Below are 12,299 nucleotides of genomic sequence, written 5' to 3' on the forward strand. Positions count from 1 at the left end.
AAACCTTGATGTCCATCAGATGCTCCTCTCTCCACCTATGTTCGCCACAGTAGCAGCGGTTTGGTGGGAAGGCAGTTCATCCCATTAGCTCAGACATCTTGAAGATAGAGTTGCTAAACAACTTGCGCATTTGCCTGAAATGCAGAATATCAGACATAAATATGGATGAAGCATAAATGCGTTGGAACCTCCGTCACGCGGTAGCCTTTAAAGCCGTCGCTGAGCACCTCAACTTCAGCAGGGCGGCCGCGCAATTGAACATCGCTCAACCGGCGATTAGCCGCACCGTGCGCGATCTTGAAGATATAATCGGCGTGGAGTTGTTGCGACGGACCACGCGCAGAGTTGAGCTCACCGAAGCAGGCCGGAATTTTTACCGCGATTTACGGAGTGTCTTGCACGATGCTGAGGCAGCAGAGCAGAATGCGCAGTTAATCGGCTCCGGCGCCAAGGCTAGACTTCGGCTTGGCTACACAACGATCAATGGGCACAGTTTGATGCCACAGCTCGTGAGGGAGGCCACCTTCCGCAACCCCAAATTGTGGTTCGAACCTATCTTCGCACCAGGCAGCATTCAGCGCGACATGCTGCTTGATAACCAGCTCGATTTCGCTCTGGTCGAAAACGCGTACCGCAGCGCTGCAATCAATACTATTCCCGTCATGGAAACCAGTCTCCATCTGGTGACTGCTAGGGGCCATCCCTTACAAGCAGCCTCGGAGGTCCGCTTCGAAGATCTCCTTGACTACCAATTCATCAGAGGAACCGAGCGGGATTGGCCGAACCTCACGCAATATGTCGCAGCGGCCTTCGCGGCCAATGGATTACGAGTGCCATCGGCGATTGAAGTGACCAGCTTAACCGGTATCCTTGGTCTCGTACAGGTGGGAATGGGTTATACAATATTCGCAGGAATACCGTGTTTTTGCCTTGGCGGCGAACTCTCATTCCGACCGCTGAATGACCAGTCGAAAAACCCGGTTGTGACTTATCTGGCTTGGCTCCGTGGCGACGAATCCCAAGCCGCGCATGCGTTCATCCAAGTAGTCCGGGAGCTCGCAGATCAAAGCCTGTCTGGTTCATTGAGCGATGATGCATGATTGCGGTGGTTTTCTAGCAACTGTGTCTAGTTGATCGGCTCGGCTTTCCAGGGGATGCCTGATTTGAGGATGGCGTTTGCGATGGTGGCGAGTCTGCGCGCCATGGCGACGATAACGAGCTTGTGCGGCTTGCGGCGTGTCTTGAGCCGCTGCGCGACCGGCTTTAGACCGGATTATGACAAGTGGCGGCAAGTGCGGCTTGGTACAGCACATGCCGCAGGGCTCGGCGTCCTCCGGCGATCGCACGCCTGCCTCGCATCGTTCCACTGTCGTGCGGGACAGGTGCAAGGCCGGTCACACCCATCCGGCTCCACCGCTTCCAGCGGTTGTAGAGTATCTTGGGCGGGCCGTAGGCCGAGGGTGCATGCTTCCACATCAACCCATTGCGCTGAATGAAGACTATCCCGCTCAGCACGCGCCCGTCATCAACCCGAGGCTTGCCCCGGGACTTCGGAAAGAACGGCCGCGACCGATCCATCTGCACGTCTGTAAGCCAGTAAAGTTCGCTCATGATCCCTCCCCAAGTTGGAAGTCTGAATCATGCAACCCGCCGTAACGGCCCGGTTGGCACCGCCTGCCTGATGGCAGGATGATCGCTTAGACGCGCGGCATCCTTCAGGCGGATGGTTACAAGGGCTATGCCAAACTTTACGATCCTGACCCCGACGGGACGCCCCGCCTGCGGGAGGCCGCTTGCTGGGCCCACCTGCGCCGCGACTTCCACGACGAATGGGACAAAACCAAGTCTGCGATCGCCCGCGAGGCGCTCGACCGCATCGGCACGCTCTATGACATCGAGCGGGAGATCACCGGTCGACCCGCCGACTTCCGCCTTGCCGCACGCTAGAAGCACAGCGTCCCGAAGGTCGCGGCCTTCTTCGCATGGGCAGAGAGCCAACTCGCGCTGATCCCCGGCAAGGGTGATCTGGCCAAAGCCTTCCGTTACGGGCTCAGCCGCAAGGACGCCTTCAGCCTGTTCCTGTCTGACGGTCGGGTCGCCATGGACAACAAAAACTGGGTCTTTGCCGGGGCGGACACCGGTGCCGAAACGCTGGCCCGCGCGATGACCATCATCGAGACCGCCAAGATGAACGGCCTCGACCCGCAGCCCTATCTCGCCAACATCCTGGCCCGCATCAACGATCACATGATCAACCGCCTTGATGACCTGCTGCCGTGGAACTGGTCGGCCCTCGCGACCCCAAATGCCGAGGCCACATAATGCCACAAGTCACACAGCTATGCGCCCTTAAGCGCGTTGCACAGATGCTGGGTGAGGACCTTGAAATGCTGGAAGCTATCGTCAGCAACGACGACGACCAAAGCTACGGAAACATCGTCAGCGTCGATACCGCCACCGAAGAGAACACCAAGTTTATCACCGCCCATGGCATTGAAGAACTGCGGGATATGCTGACCAGTGCAAGGCGATCCTCGGAGGACTGGCGCAACTTCCTCGAGGACTTCGTCAACGATCCCGACATCATCGCGCGCGTCAAGGAAAATGGACCGCGGTAGCAATCGGGCGGTTACAACCGGACATCGATCAAGCAGATTTATAGGTCCTGAGGCTGGAGCCAAAGCTTCAGCTCATTAATGCTATATGGTTATCAAAAGTGGATTTGTTTGATATTTTACTGCGCCTAACGATCAACCTAGTCTTCTAGCAATTCAAAAAGTAGTGCCGACTATGGCGCTTTTGATATGCGAGGCAGGGATGAGGAAACTCAATTTTTCAACAGCAGGCGCTTCAGAAATCGTTAACGCCTACCGCAGCGGCAGGCTTTGTCCCGTAGCTTTTGTGACCCATCTGCTTGAGGAGATCAAACGGCGTCCACAGGCGAATACCTTCTTGGAAATAACTGAGGATCGGGCATTGTCGGAAGCTCGGGCTGCAAAAGAGCGGTATGATGCAGGCGCTCCGCTGTCGTGCCTTGATGGTGTGCCGGTTGGCTGGAAAGACAATATTGACGTTGCCGGTGCCCACACGCGCGGAGCGTCCCTAGTGGTGGCGAGTGGATGTCAAAGTGCTGATGCAGAATGCGTCGCAAATGCTGCGCGCGTCGGCATCATTACTCTTGGAAAGCTCAATATGACTGAACTTGCCTATTCGGGCTTGGGCTTGAACCCGCATTTCGGAACGCCGATCAATCATCTGGCACCAGCCCAAGGGCTCGTGCCTGGCGGGTCGTCATCAGGATCGGGCGTGGCTGTGGGGGCTGGCTTTGTTCCGATCGCAGTCGGCACCGATACAGGTGGCTCGATCCGAATTCCGGCGGCTTTTAATGGCGTATTCGGGTATAAGTCAAGTGAGGGGCGCATTCCAACGCGAGGTCTGTTACCGCTTTCGGCGACGCTCGACACCATTGGCGTGATCGCGACATCAGTTGAAGACTGCGTGGCCATGGAATACGCTCTGCGCGGTAAATGTCCCAGCGAAATCCCTGCGCCAAGTCAGGTGTCAGAACTTCGGCTTATCGTGCCCGAGGATATTGACCTATCGGATTGCGACTCTTCAAACATGGCGGCTTATGAGGCTGCTATTGCTCATCTGCAAGCAAGCGGCGCGACGATTCAGCGCCGAAAAATTCCAGCTTTTGGTGAAGCCATGGCGGTCATTCGGCGCCACGGCACTATAACCGCCGCCGAAGCCTACTTTGAATTCCATCGCACGGTCGACGGACCAGAAGCAGAGCGCATGGACCCCCGCGTGTTAAAACGAATTCTTGGTGGTAAAGCGATGAGCTCCTTCGATTTAATTTACCTGCAACGTGCAAAAAAGCGGCTGCGTAGCGCTTTGAAAAGCCAGTTGGATGGCGGAATTCTATTGCTGCCGACGACGCTCGACCTGCCGCCTAAGATTGTAGATGTCGACGCAGACCCTGAGCTGTTCCACCGGATCAATGAAAAGGTGCTTCGCCTTACGTCCGTCGGCAACATGCTCGGCATGTGCGGCATTGCTATTCCTACGGGCTATTCGGCAGATCAGCGGCCGACAAGCCTTACGATGAACGCGTGCGAAATGCAGGACGAATCCCTGATCGCGCAGGCCAGAAGCGTCGTCAAAATTCTGGCTGGGGTGTCTCAGCCCTCGCCCGTGCAATAGGTCTGAAATCAAAAGAAAGGATCTCCTCACGCGCAAAACCAGGCATCTTGCGACATCGAAAATACAATAGCCACTCTCGCAAGGCGCAGAATAACCAGACGCCATAATTCTTCATAACAGGGAGAACAGAAGTGACGATCGCAAAAAAACTGACCTGGGCGACAATCCTAATTGCCTTACTCGTAACATGGCTGCCCTGCTTTAATATCCTAAACAGTCCAATCTTCATTGGCCCCTTTCCCCAGCCGCTGGCCGTGACCTTGTTGGCGAACGTCGTTCTGACGGCCTGTGTCTTTGTTCTCTATCGGCTTTACTTCCGCCCTGTAATAGCGCGGGAACGAGCCGAGAGTGCAAAACTTAACTGATGGGAAGGAGTTGGAAATGCAGAATATAATGACTTACCTGATCCTTGCTGCCTTTCTTGGCGGATTGGTGCTTGTATCCTATCAATCAAGACGGTCTGGCCCTACGGGCGGCAGCGAAGCCGAGAATTTCCTTCTCGGCGGCCGCTCGATCGGCACTATCCTTCTGCTTCTTTCCATGGGCGCGACCTATTTCTCGACCTGGACATTGCTGGGGGCATTGGGATCTTATTTCCGCAGCGGAGTATGGTTCGCAGGATTTACCGTTTGGACCATCTTTCACGCCATTTTCATCTGGCTATTTGGCGTGCGAATTTGGCTGGCGGGTAAAAAATACGGCTTCGTCACGCCCGCTCAGATGATTGAAGACTATTATTCCAGCCGCCGCTTGCGGTTGGTCGTCGCAATCGTCGGTATTTTTGCTTTGGTGCCCGTGATGCTGATCCAGATCACAGGGGCCGCAATGGCGCTTGAAAGTCTGACCAATGGCGCACTCCCCTATTGGGCTGGCGTTATAATTATGTCGGCCTTTGTAAGCTTTATCGTGCTTTGGGCCGGCTTTCGTGGCACGGCATGGAGCGACGCATTGATGGGCGTCCTATTTGCAGCGGTCATGATCGGGTCCTGCATCTTCGTCTTCTCTATTGCAGGCGGCACCAATTTGTTCCGTGAGGCGTCGAAAGTTGCCCCGGAGCTTCTCGTCAATCGCGGCAATCCTATGCAAATGCTTGATCTGTGGCTTTCAATTGGCTTTGGCGCATGGGTTCTGCCTCACATGTGGCAGAAGTTCTACTCTGCCTCTTCGGCGGAAGCGCTCGGGAAAGTCATGTTAGCGACGCCTTTCTGGAATTCATGGATGATGGCATTTATTCCATTGGTCATCGGGATTGCCGCGGTTATTCCGGGAGTTGTCCCTGGCCTGACGACACAAACCAGCGACACAATCTTGCCGCAGCTTTTTGCCCACCACACACCGATGCTGGGCGCTCTGGTTGTTGCGGGCATTCTTGCGGCTGCGATTTCCACTGTGAACAGCCAACTCCTGTCTTCGGCCAGCCTTGTCGCCTATGACCTGATCGGCGTGTTTCACGGCAAAGATCCGTCGCCGCATAGGATTACAGTCATCACCCGCGTCGTTGTGGTGGTTTTGACGGCATGTTTGTTGGTGCTCGGCTTAACCTCGGTTGGCAAAGGTTTCCTCGTACCCGTGGCTGCCCTTGGCTTCGGGCTTGGCCTACAACTGGTCCCATCGGCGCTTGGCGCTCTTCATCTGAGGGGGATTACGGAGCAAGGGGCCTTCTGGGGCATGGTTATCGGCACCGTCGCTATGGTCGCCCTTAAACTCTATCCCGATCTTGTCCCCCTCAGCCCGGCAATCGGAGGTTTGGCGGTCAATGGCCTCGTGACAGCGATCTTGAGCGCGTTCACGCCCAAAGTGTCCGCGCAGTCTTATGAGCGCTACCATGGACTTTACCGTGAATACTTCTCCAATGAGCAAAGCAGTCACGCGGATTTGCAGGTGCGCCGGGCTCAGGCCTAAGATCTCAGCCTGAGGCAAGGGTATATGAAAAACTTGGACGCAGTTCACGATTGCGTCCAAGGTCAGAAATCGGTGAAATGAAGTTTTGCCCGCCGATACAGCAGCAAAGGGAAGAATGTCATGGGCGACCACGATCACCATCACGATCACCACACAAGCAATCTTGATGATATGACTGCCCGCGTCATGGCCCTTGAAACCATTCTGACGCAAAAGGGTCTGGTTGACCCCGGCGCGCTTGACGTGATCATCGAAACCTATGAATCGAACGTGGGGCCGCGGAATGGAGCCCGTGTTGTGGCCAAGTCATGGGTTGATCCTGAATATCAAGCCTGGCTTCGTCGTGATGCCACTGCTGCCATCGGATCACTTGGATTCACCGGCCGCCAGGGGGAACACATGAATGCCGTTTTCAATACGCCAACGCGCCACAACGTCGTCGTCTGCACTTTGTGCTCGTGTTATCCTTGGCCGGTTCTTGGTTTGCCACCTGTCTGGTATAAATCGGCACCTTATCGCGCCCGCGTGGTGATCGAGCCGCGCGCTGTGCTGGCCGAGTTTGGTACGCTGCTGCCGGATGATGTTGAAATTCGGGTATGGGATTCGACTGCGGAAGAGCGCTATCTGATCATTCCTGAGCGGCCGGCCGGAACAGAAAGCATGACCGAAGAGGAACTGGCCAAACTTGTAACTCGCGATTCAATGATCGGCACCGGATTGGCGTTGACGCCAGAGGCGCGCCAGATCGGGCAGCAGCCATGAACGGCCCGCAGGATCTGGGCGGGCGCGACGGCTTTGGCCCTGTGGCTCTTGAAAGCGATGAACTGCACTTTCATGCGCCATGGGAACGCCGGGCCTTCGGTGTGACCTTGGCTGCAGGCACCATGGGTGCATGGACTCTGGATGAGACTCGGTTTGCCCGGGAGGATTGCAATCCCGTCTATTACTATACGGCTGGCTATTACGGACTCTGGATCAACGCGCTGGAGACGCTTCTTATCAAGAAGCAACTTGTTACACGTCAGGAGCTTGCAACTGGAACTGCTGAAAGCGGCCCGGTGCCTAAGGTGAAGCGCGTACTCAAAGCAGGTGATGCCGCTGCGGTCTTCGCGCGCGGCAATCCTGTTGATCGTGATCCGGGTGGCTTGCGTCCGAAATTCGCACCGGACGAGATGGTCCGCACCAAAAACCTCAACCCACGAGGCCATACTCGTCTGCCCAATTATGCGCGCGACAAAGTTGGGCATATTGAGGCGGTACGGGGCTATCACGTCTATGCAGATAGCAGTGCATCTGGCGACCACGAGACGGCTCATTGGCTTTATACGGTTCGCTTTGATGCACAGACGTTGTGGGGTGATCGAGCCGAGCCTAGCGTAAGCCTATCCATTGATGCTTGGGAGCCCTATCTCACCAATGTCTGAGTCTGTCCTAACACTCCCGCAGGAGTTGCGTGCCAACACAATGCGCATTCCACTCGGTTCAAACGACGAGCCGATCTTTCACGCCCCCTGGCAAGCGCGGCTTTTTGCTTTAACAGTCATGCTTGTCCAGCGAGGTCTGTTCACTTGGCCGGACTGGACCAAAGCGCTGTCGGCCAAATGCACGCCTGATGAGCTGATCCGGGACTCACCGGGAAGTAGCGAAACTCATGCAGAAAGTTATTACATGGCATGGTCACACGCCTTGTCTGAACTTCTCGTCGAGCGCGGCGTGACCGATCTGTCGGACGTCATGGACTGCGCTGAAGCTTGGCAGCGTGCGGCGATGAACACGCCACATGGATCGCCGATCGAGTTGTAACTCGCTTTCCCCCTTGAAAGGCCATTGTAGGCACTCGGCGCGTGTTGCATGTCTTCAGGGTGTGCAAAGGCACCATGAAGGGCGGTGTGGAGTTTACGCGCATGGGCGCGGTGTGTTGCGGCATGTCATGAAGGGCAAGCAGTGGATATCCGTCAGCTGAAATATTTCATTGCAATTGCCGAGGCAGGATCGCTGTCGCTTGCCGCGCGGCAGTTGAACATAGCCCAACCTTCCCTGTCACAACATCTTGCAAACATGGAGAAGGAGTTGAACGTACGGCTCGTCGCACGTTCTTCACGTGGGTCCACCCTGACCGCGGAAGGGCGTGTGCTGTTGCGCCATGCCATCGAAATCTCGGCAAGCCTGGCGGCCTGTACGGCGACCATGCGCGATCTGTCAGCCGAGATTTCAGGGACGGTCCGCTTTGGTATGCCACCCTCGGTATGTATGGTGATGGCGGTGCCGCTGGCTGAAACGGTAAGGATTGAATTGCCGGATGTGCGGCTGAGAGTCAGCGAGGCGATGAGCGGTTTCATTAAGTATTGGGTGGACAACTATACGGTCGATGTCGGGTTTCTCTATGATCTGAGCGGGATTGAGCATTTCGAATATATCCATGTTCTGAACGAACAGCTTTATTTCTTTTCCGCTCCTGACAGTTGGCCCCTAGAAACGACCCCCGGCACTCCCGTCCCCCTGCGCGAACTTGTCGGGATCGAACTCGTCCTGCCCAGTGAGCCGCACGGCTTGAGACGGATCATCGAAAAGGCCGCAGCCGAGGCAGATGTCAGGCTGAATGTGGTGACGGAACTGGACGCCTTGACCCAGATCAAGGAACTGGTGGCGCGGGGATCGAGCTATTCAATCTTCGCGCCGGCGGCTTGCCACGACTATGTGATGTCTGGCCGCATCATCAAGACACCGATCATCGATCCAGTTATTTCGCGGCCCGTCTACCTGGTCCGAAACAGCCGAGCAGTCCAGACACGCGCCACTTTCGCTGTCGAGAAAGTGAACCTGAAGGTCGCTGCGGAAATGGTTAAACGCGGGATTTGGGAAAGCAATCTGGTCTGGAAAGAGTCCTGACCATTGCCTACTTTGACATTTTGAAAGCCTCTTTGTTAGGCTCCAGACTTCGGAAACGGATCTGGGCAGTCAGCTGTTTTTCTCATACGAGGCTGGCCGCAGTGTAAGCGGTGTCCCGATCCCACCGTGACGGCGTAGTTCCATGGGAGAAGGTCGTCGATCTGGCTTTGTTTGTGGCCGTTGACGATGGAGGTGAGCGTGTTTGCCAGCCAAGCGTGTGGATCGACGCCGTTCATCTTGCAGGTCTCGATGAGCGAGGCGATGACGGCCCAGTTTTCGGCTCCGGCATCATGGCCCGCGAAAAGGGCGTTCTTTCGGTTCAAGGCGATGGGGCGGATGGTGCGTTCGACGGTGTTGTTGTCGATCTCGACGCGGCCATCGGTGAGGAAGCGGCCGAGGCCATCGCGATATTTTGCGATGTAGGCCAGCGCCTCGCCCAATGGTGATTTGGCCGAAGCGCGGGCGCGGTGGTGAATCAGCCAGTCGTCGATGCGGGTGAGGATTGGGGCAGAGCGGTTCTGTCGTGCAGCCAATCGGGCAGCGGGTTCGCTTCCGCGGATATCGGCCTCGATGGCATAGAGATCGCGGATGAGGGCTACCCCCTCGTCGGCAATCGGCGCGGGCCCGGTGCGGGTGATCTCGATCAGCTTGCGGCGGGCATGGGCCCAGCAATAGGCAAGCTGGATGCCGGGGCCGACGCGGTCCGGCGCAATCAGGCGGTTGTATCCGGCATAGCCATCGACCTGCAGGATGCCGCCAAAGCCCTGCAATATCCGTTCGGCATGCTGTCCGCCCCGACCGGAGGCGTAGGTGAAGACCACACCCGGTGGAGACGTGCCGCCCCAGGGCCGGTCATCTCGGGCCAAGGCCCAGAAGTATCCGGTCTTGGTCCTTCTGGCCCCCGGGTCGAGGACCGGGGCGCGGGTCTCGTCCATGAAGAGCTTGGTTGACCGCTTCAGATCAGCCATCAGCGCGTCATGGACGGGGCGGAGTTCGAAGGCGGCGCGGCCAACCCAATCGGCAAGGGTGGAACGGTCGAGGTCGACGCCCTGGCGGCTGTAGATCTGGGCCTGACGGTAAAGCGGCAAGTGATCTGCGTATTTGCTGACCAGCACATGGGCGACCGTCGCCTCGGTCGGCATGCCGCCCGGGATCAGCCGCGCAGGGGCCGGAGCCTGAACCACACCATCCGTGCAGGATCGGCAGGCATATTTGGGGCGGCGGGTGACGATGACGCGGAACTGGGCGGGCACGATGTCCAGCCGTTCCGACACATCTTCCCCGATGCAATGCAGACAGCCGCCGCAGGTGCAGGTGAGGCTTTCCGGCTCGATAAGCTCTTCGACGCGCGGCAGGTGTTTGGGAAGCAATCCACGGTTGGTGGCACGCGGTTTGGCCGTGCGTTTGGCCGCCCGATCCTCGGCATCCTCCTCGGCATGAATGACCGCCATGGCGGTTTCGAGATCCTCCAGCGCCAGTTCGAACTGGTCCGGATCGCTCTTCTCAGACCGCCGTCCGAAGGCCGCTTGCTTGAAGGCCGCGACCAGCTTTTCAAGGCGTTCAATCCGCTCGTCCTTGCGAAGGCTGCGCGCCTCCGCGGCGATCAGCATCGCCTTCAGCGCAGTAATTTCCCCAAGAAGATCAGCGGTATTCGGCATGGCCGGTCTTTACCAAACCGCCACTGGCTACGCCTCTGGAAAGCACCGGCTGAGTCATCCTGCCGCAGCCTGCACCGTTCACTCCACGGCTTCGGGAGCCTTCGCCTCGATGGCCCGAACCCGCCGCCAGTCGAGCCCCGCAAACAGTGCCTCGAACTGCGCATGGTTTATCAGCATCAACCCGTCCGTCACGGCGGGCCAGGTAAACGTATGCTCTTCCAGCCGCTTGTAGGCCATCACCAGCCCGGTGCCGTCCCAATACAAGAGCTTCAGGCGATCCGCTTTCTTGGCCCGAAACACGAAGACCGTTCCGGTGAACGGATCCTTGCGCAACTCGTTCTTCACCATCGCGGCCAAGCTGTCATGGCCCTTCCGGAAGTCGATGGGCTTGGTTGCCACCATGACCCGCACTCGGTTCGAGGGAAAGATCACGCGCAGACTCGCAGCGCGATCACCAGTTCTGCAACCCGAGCCGCAGGCGTGGCAGCATCAAGTCCCACCATCACGGAGCCAATGACCAGATCAATTGTGCCAGTCACGATGGGCGGCTCTGACGTCTGTGTCACGACCACCGGCGCTGTGAACTCCGCCCCAGCCACCTCCGACACAACCAGCTTGCCCATGCGCGCCAGCGTGCGCCACGACGACAGATGGTTTGCCTTCACCCCGTGCCGCCGCGCCACCTCGTTCACCGTGACACCCGGAACCAGTGTCTCGGCCACCATCCGACCCTTTGCCTCATCCGACCATCGCCGCTTCGCTGCCGGAACCGCCAGCAACTCCACAAACCCAACGGCCTCCATACTGCGCTCCCGATGGACTCCCACTGACACCTCCCGTGCAAATCTCCGCACGGGCCGCATCGCAGCTTATGGATTCAGCAGGAAGGTGGGGTCAGGACAGCGCTTACGGGGGTGCCAGCGACGGGGCCGTTGCATGGTGCCACCCGGTGACGAGCGCGGCCGAGGCCCGCAGCGTGGTGACCGAGGCGAGCCAGCTGCGCGCGCTGGCGGGCCGCGCATCCGCCTGGGGCGAGCCCGATCTGGCGCTGCAATTGCGCCACCGTGCTGATGTTCTCGACGCGCGGCTCGTCGACCCGCTCTGGCGCGCCTTTGTCGCGCGGGCGCTGCAGGTCGCAGCGTGAGCCCGAGAGACAGAGGAGGGCAGGGGGATTTGGAGCTTTGCCGGGGGAGAGAGATCGCCCGGACCGGCTCCGATCCTTTCCCTCTACCGGAGATTGCAGATGCCCACCCTTGCGCCGCCGATGCCGCCCTCCACCGTCGATATGGGCTCAATCTTCGCCGCGCATGCTGAACGCGCGGCCCTGATCGAAGCGCTGCGCCCCGGCAACAAAGACCGCCTCTTCGACGGCCTCATGGCCGCCGGCATCACCCATGTCACCGTGACATTCGACGGCGCCGGTGACAGCGGTCAGATCGAAAGCATCGGTGCTTGGTCCGGCGAGACAGCCGTCGACTTCCCCCCGACCGAGATCGAATATGCAGCGCTGACCTGGGACGACCCCGAAGTCGAGATGCGGCAGCTCTCGCTAGGCTCAAGACCCATTGATCTGCTTGAGGCTGCCGTCGCTGCGTGATTCAAGACCCTGAACTGTCGGGGGGCATGATGAGCAATCTATTCTGG

At 58.1% G+C, this 12,299-nt stretch carries 11 protein-coding genes and 5 pseudogenes; 11 read left to right on the forward strand and 5 right to left on the reverse strand.

The annotated features are described in order from the left end of the window. Window positions 1-176 precede the first annotated feature (176 nt). Window positions 177-1,100: a LysR family transcriptional regulator gene (locus J2X53_RS21945; RefSeq protein ID WP_349039629.1), complete on the forward strand. Its 924-nt coding sequence runs from the start codon at window positions 177-179 to the stop codon at window positions 1,098-1,100. 163 nt (window positions 1,101-1,263) lie between these two features. On the opposite strand, the gene J2X53_RS21950 is transcribed toward J2X53_RS21945, so the two are convergent. Further along, on the reverse strand, window positions 1,264-1,404 hold the full coding sequence (locus tag J2X53_RS21950; RefSeq protein ID WP_349039639.1) for a transposase: 141 nt from the start codon (window positions 1,402-1,404) through the stop codon (window positions 1,264-1,266). Beyond that, window positions 1,396-1,611: pseudogene (locus J2X53_RS21955) on the reverse strand (transposase); the annotation flags it as partial. The pseudogene J2X53_RS21955 and the gene J2X53_RS21950, both read right to left, overlap by 9 nt. Window positions 1,612-1,692: 81 nt before the next feature. On the opposite strand from J2X53_RS21955, the pseudogene J2X53_RS21960 reads away from it, so the two are divergent. The 8 genes and pseudogenes from J2X53_RS21960 to J2X53_RS21995 all read left to right on the forward strand — a co-directional run. Beyond that, window positions 1,693-2,322 (forward strand): annotated as a pseudogene (locus J2X53_RS21960) (transposase); the annotation flags it as partial. 65 nt (window positions 2,323-2,387) lie between these two features. Next, window positions 2,388-2,618, forward strand: coding sequence for a hypothetical protein (locus J2X53_RS21965; RefSeq protein WP_349039630.1), 231 nt, complete (start codon window positions 2,388-2,390; stop codon window positions 2,616-2,618). A gap of 172 nt (window positions 2,619-2,790) precedes the next feature. After that, window positions 2,791-4,206, forward strand: a complete 1,416-nt coding sequence (locus J2X53_RS21970; protein ID WP_349039631.1) for an amidase family protein — start codon at window positions 2,791-2,793, stop codon at window positions 4,204-4,206. Between the two features lie 393 nt (window positions 4,207-4,599). Continuing rightward, window positions 4,600-6,108 carry a sodium:solute symporter family protein gene (locus J2X53_RS21975; RefSeq protein WP_349039632.1) on the forward strand — a complete coding sequence of 503 codons (1,509 nt, stop codon included), beginning with the start codon at window positions 4,600-4,602 and terminating at the stop codon, window positions 6,106-6,108. 120 nt (window positions 6,109-6,228) lie between these two features. Then, window positions 6,229-6,870 carry a nitrile hydratase subunit alpha gene (gene nthA, locus J2X53_RS21980; RefSeq protein WP_349039633.1) on the forward strand — a complete coding sequence of 214 codons (642 nt, stop codon included), beginning with the start codon at window positions 6,229-6,231 and terminating at the stop codon, window positions 6,868-6,870. Beyond that, window positions 6,867-7,532: a nitrile hydratase subunit beta gene (gene nthB / locus J2X53_RS21985; protein ID WP_349039634.1), complete on the forward strand. Its 666-nt coding sequence runs from the start codon at window positions 6,867-6,869 to the stop codon at window positions 7,530-7,532. The genes nthA and nthB overlap by 4 nt, the downstream gene beginning before the upstream one ends. Window positions 7,533-7,572: 40 nt before the next feature. Continuing rightward, window positions 7,573-7,911 carry a nitrile hydratase accessory protein gene (locus tag J2X53_RS21990; RefSeq protein WP_349039635.1) on the forward strand — a complete coding sequence of 113 codons (339 nt, stop codon included), beginning with the start codon at window positions 7,573-7,575 and terminating at the stop codon, window positions 7,909-7,911. 141 nt (window positions 7,912-8,052) lie between these two features. Beyond that, window positions 8,053-8,997: a LysR family transcriptional regulator gene (locus J2X53_RS21995; protein ID WP_349039636.1), complete on the forward strand. Its 945-nt coding sequence runs from the start codon at window positions 8,053-8,055 to the stop codon at window positions 8,995-8,997. A gap of 128 nt (window positions 8,998-9,125) precedes the next feature. Here J2X53_RS21995 and J2X53_RS22000 read toward each other — a convergent pair. The 3 genes and pseudogenes from J2X53_RS22000 to J2X53_RS22010 all read right to left on the reverse strand — a co-directional run. After that, window positions 9,126-10,655: pseudogene (locus tag J2X53_RS22000) on the reverse strand (IS66 family transposase); the annotation flags it as partial. A gap of 78 nt (window positions 10,656-10,733) precedes the next feature. Beyond that, window positions 10,734-11,057: an IS66 family insertion sequence element accessory protein TnpB gene (gene tnpB, locus J2X53_RS22005; RefSeq protein WP_349039637.1), complete on the reverse strand. Its 324-nt coding sequence runs from the start codon at window positions 11,055-11,057 to the stop codon at window positions 10,734-10,736. Between the two features lie 26 nt (window positions 11,058-11,083). Next, window positions 11,084-11,458, reverse strand: coding sequence for a transposase (locus tag J2X53_RS22010; protein WP_349039638.1), 375 nt, complete (start codon window positions 11,456-11,458; stop codon window positions 11,084-11,086). Between the two features lie 107 nt (window positions 11,459-11,565). On the opposite strand from J2X53_RS22010, the pseudogene J2X53_RS22015 reads away from it, so the two are divergent. After that, a pseudogene (locus J2X53_RS22015) lies at window positions 11,566-11,799 on the forward strand (DNA repair protein RadC); the annotation flags it as partial. Between the two features lie 120 nt (window positions 11,800-11,919). Further along, a pseudogene (locus tag J2X53_RS22020) lies at window positions 11,920-12,207 on the forward strand (DUF6878 family protein); the annotation flags it as partial. Between the last annotated feature and the right edge of the window lie 92 nt (window positions 12,208-12,299).

The organism is Pseudotabrizicola sp. 4114, assembly GCF_031457365.1.
Classification (GTDB): Bacteria; Pseudomonadota; Alphaproteobacteria; order Rhodobacterales; family Rhodobacteraceae; genus Pseudotabrizicola.

Coding starts and splice junctions, on each gene's coding strand:
- J2X53_RS21945 (WP_349039629.1), top strand. CDS start 177: ATGCGTTGGAACCTCCGTCACGCGGTAGCCTTTAAAGCCGTCGCTGAG.
- J2X53_RS21950 (WP_349039639.1), bottom strand. CDS start 1,404: ATGGGTGTGACCGGCCTTGCACCTGTCCCGCACGACAGTGGAACGATG.
- J2X53_RS21965 (WP_349039630.1), top strand. CDS start 2,388: ATGCTGGAAGCTATCGTCAGCAACGACGACGACCAAAGCTACGGAAAC.
- J2X53_RS21970 (WP_349039631.1), top strand. CDS start 2,791: ATGGCGCTTTTGATATGCGAGGCAGGGATGAGGAAACTCAATTTTTCA.
- J2X53_RS21975 (WP_349039632.1), top strand. CDS start 4,600: ATGACTTACCTGATCCTTGCTGCCTTTCTTGGCGGATTGGTGCTTGTA.
- nthA (WP_349039633.1), top strand. CDS start 6,229: ATGGGCGACCACGATCACCATCACGATCACCACACAAGCAATCTTGAT.
- nthB (WP_349039634.1), top strand. CDS start 6,867: ATGAACGGCCCGCAGGATCTGGGCGGGCGCGACGGCTTTGGCCCTGTG.
- J2X53_RS21990 (WP_349039635.1), top strand. CDS start 7,573: ATGCGCATTCCACTCGGTTCAAACGACGAGCCGATCTTTCACGCCCCC.
- tnpB (WP_349039637.1), bottom strand. CDS start 11,057: ATGGTGGCAACCAAGCCCATCGACTTCCGGAAGGGCCATGACAGCTTG.
- J2X53_RS22010 (WP_349039638.1), bottom strand. CDS start 11,458: ATGGAGGCCGTTGGGTTTGTGGAGTTGCTGGCGGTTCCGGCAGCGAAG.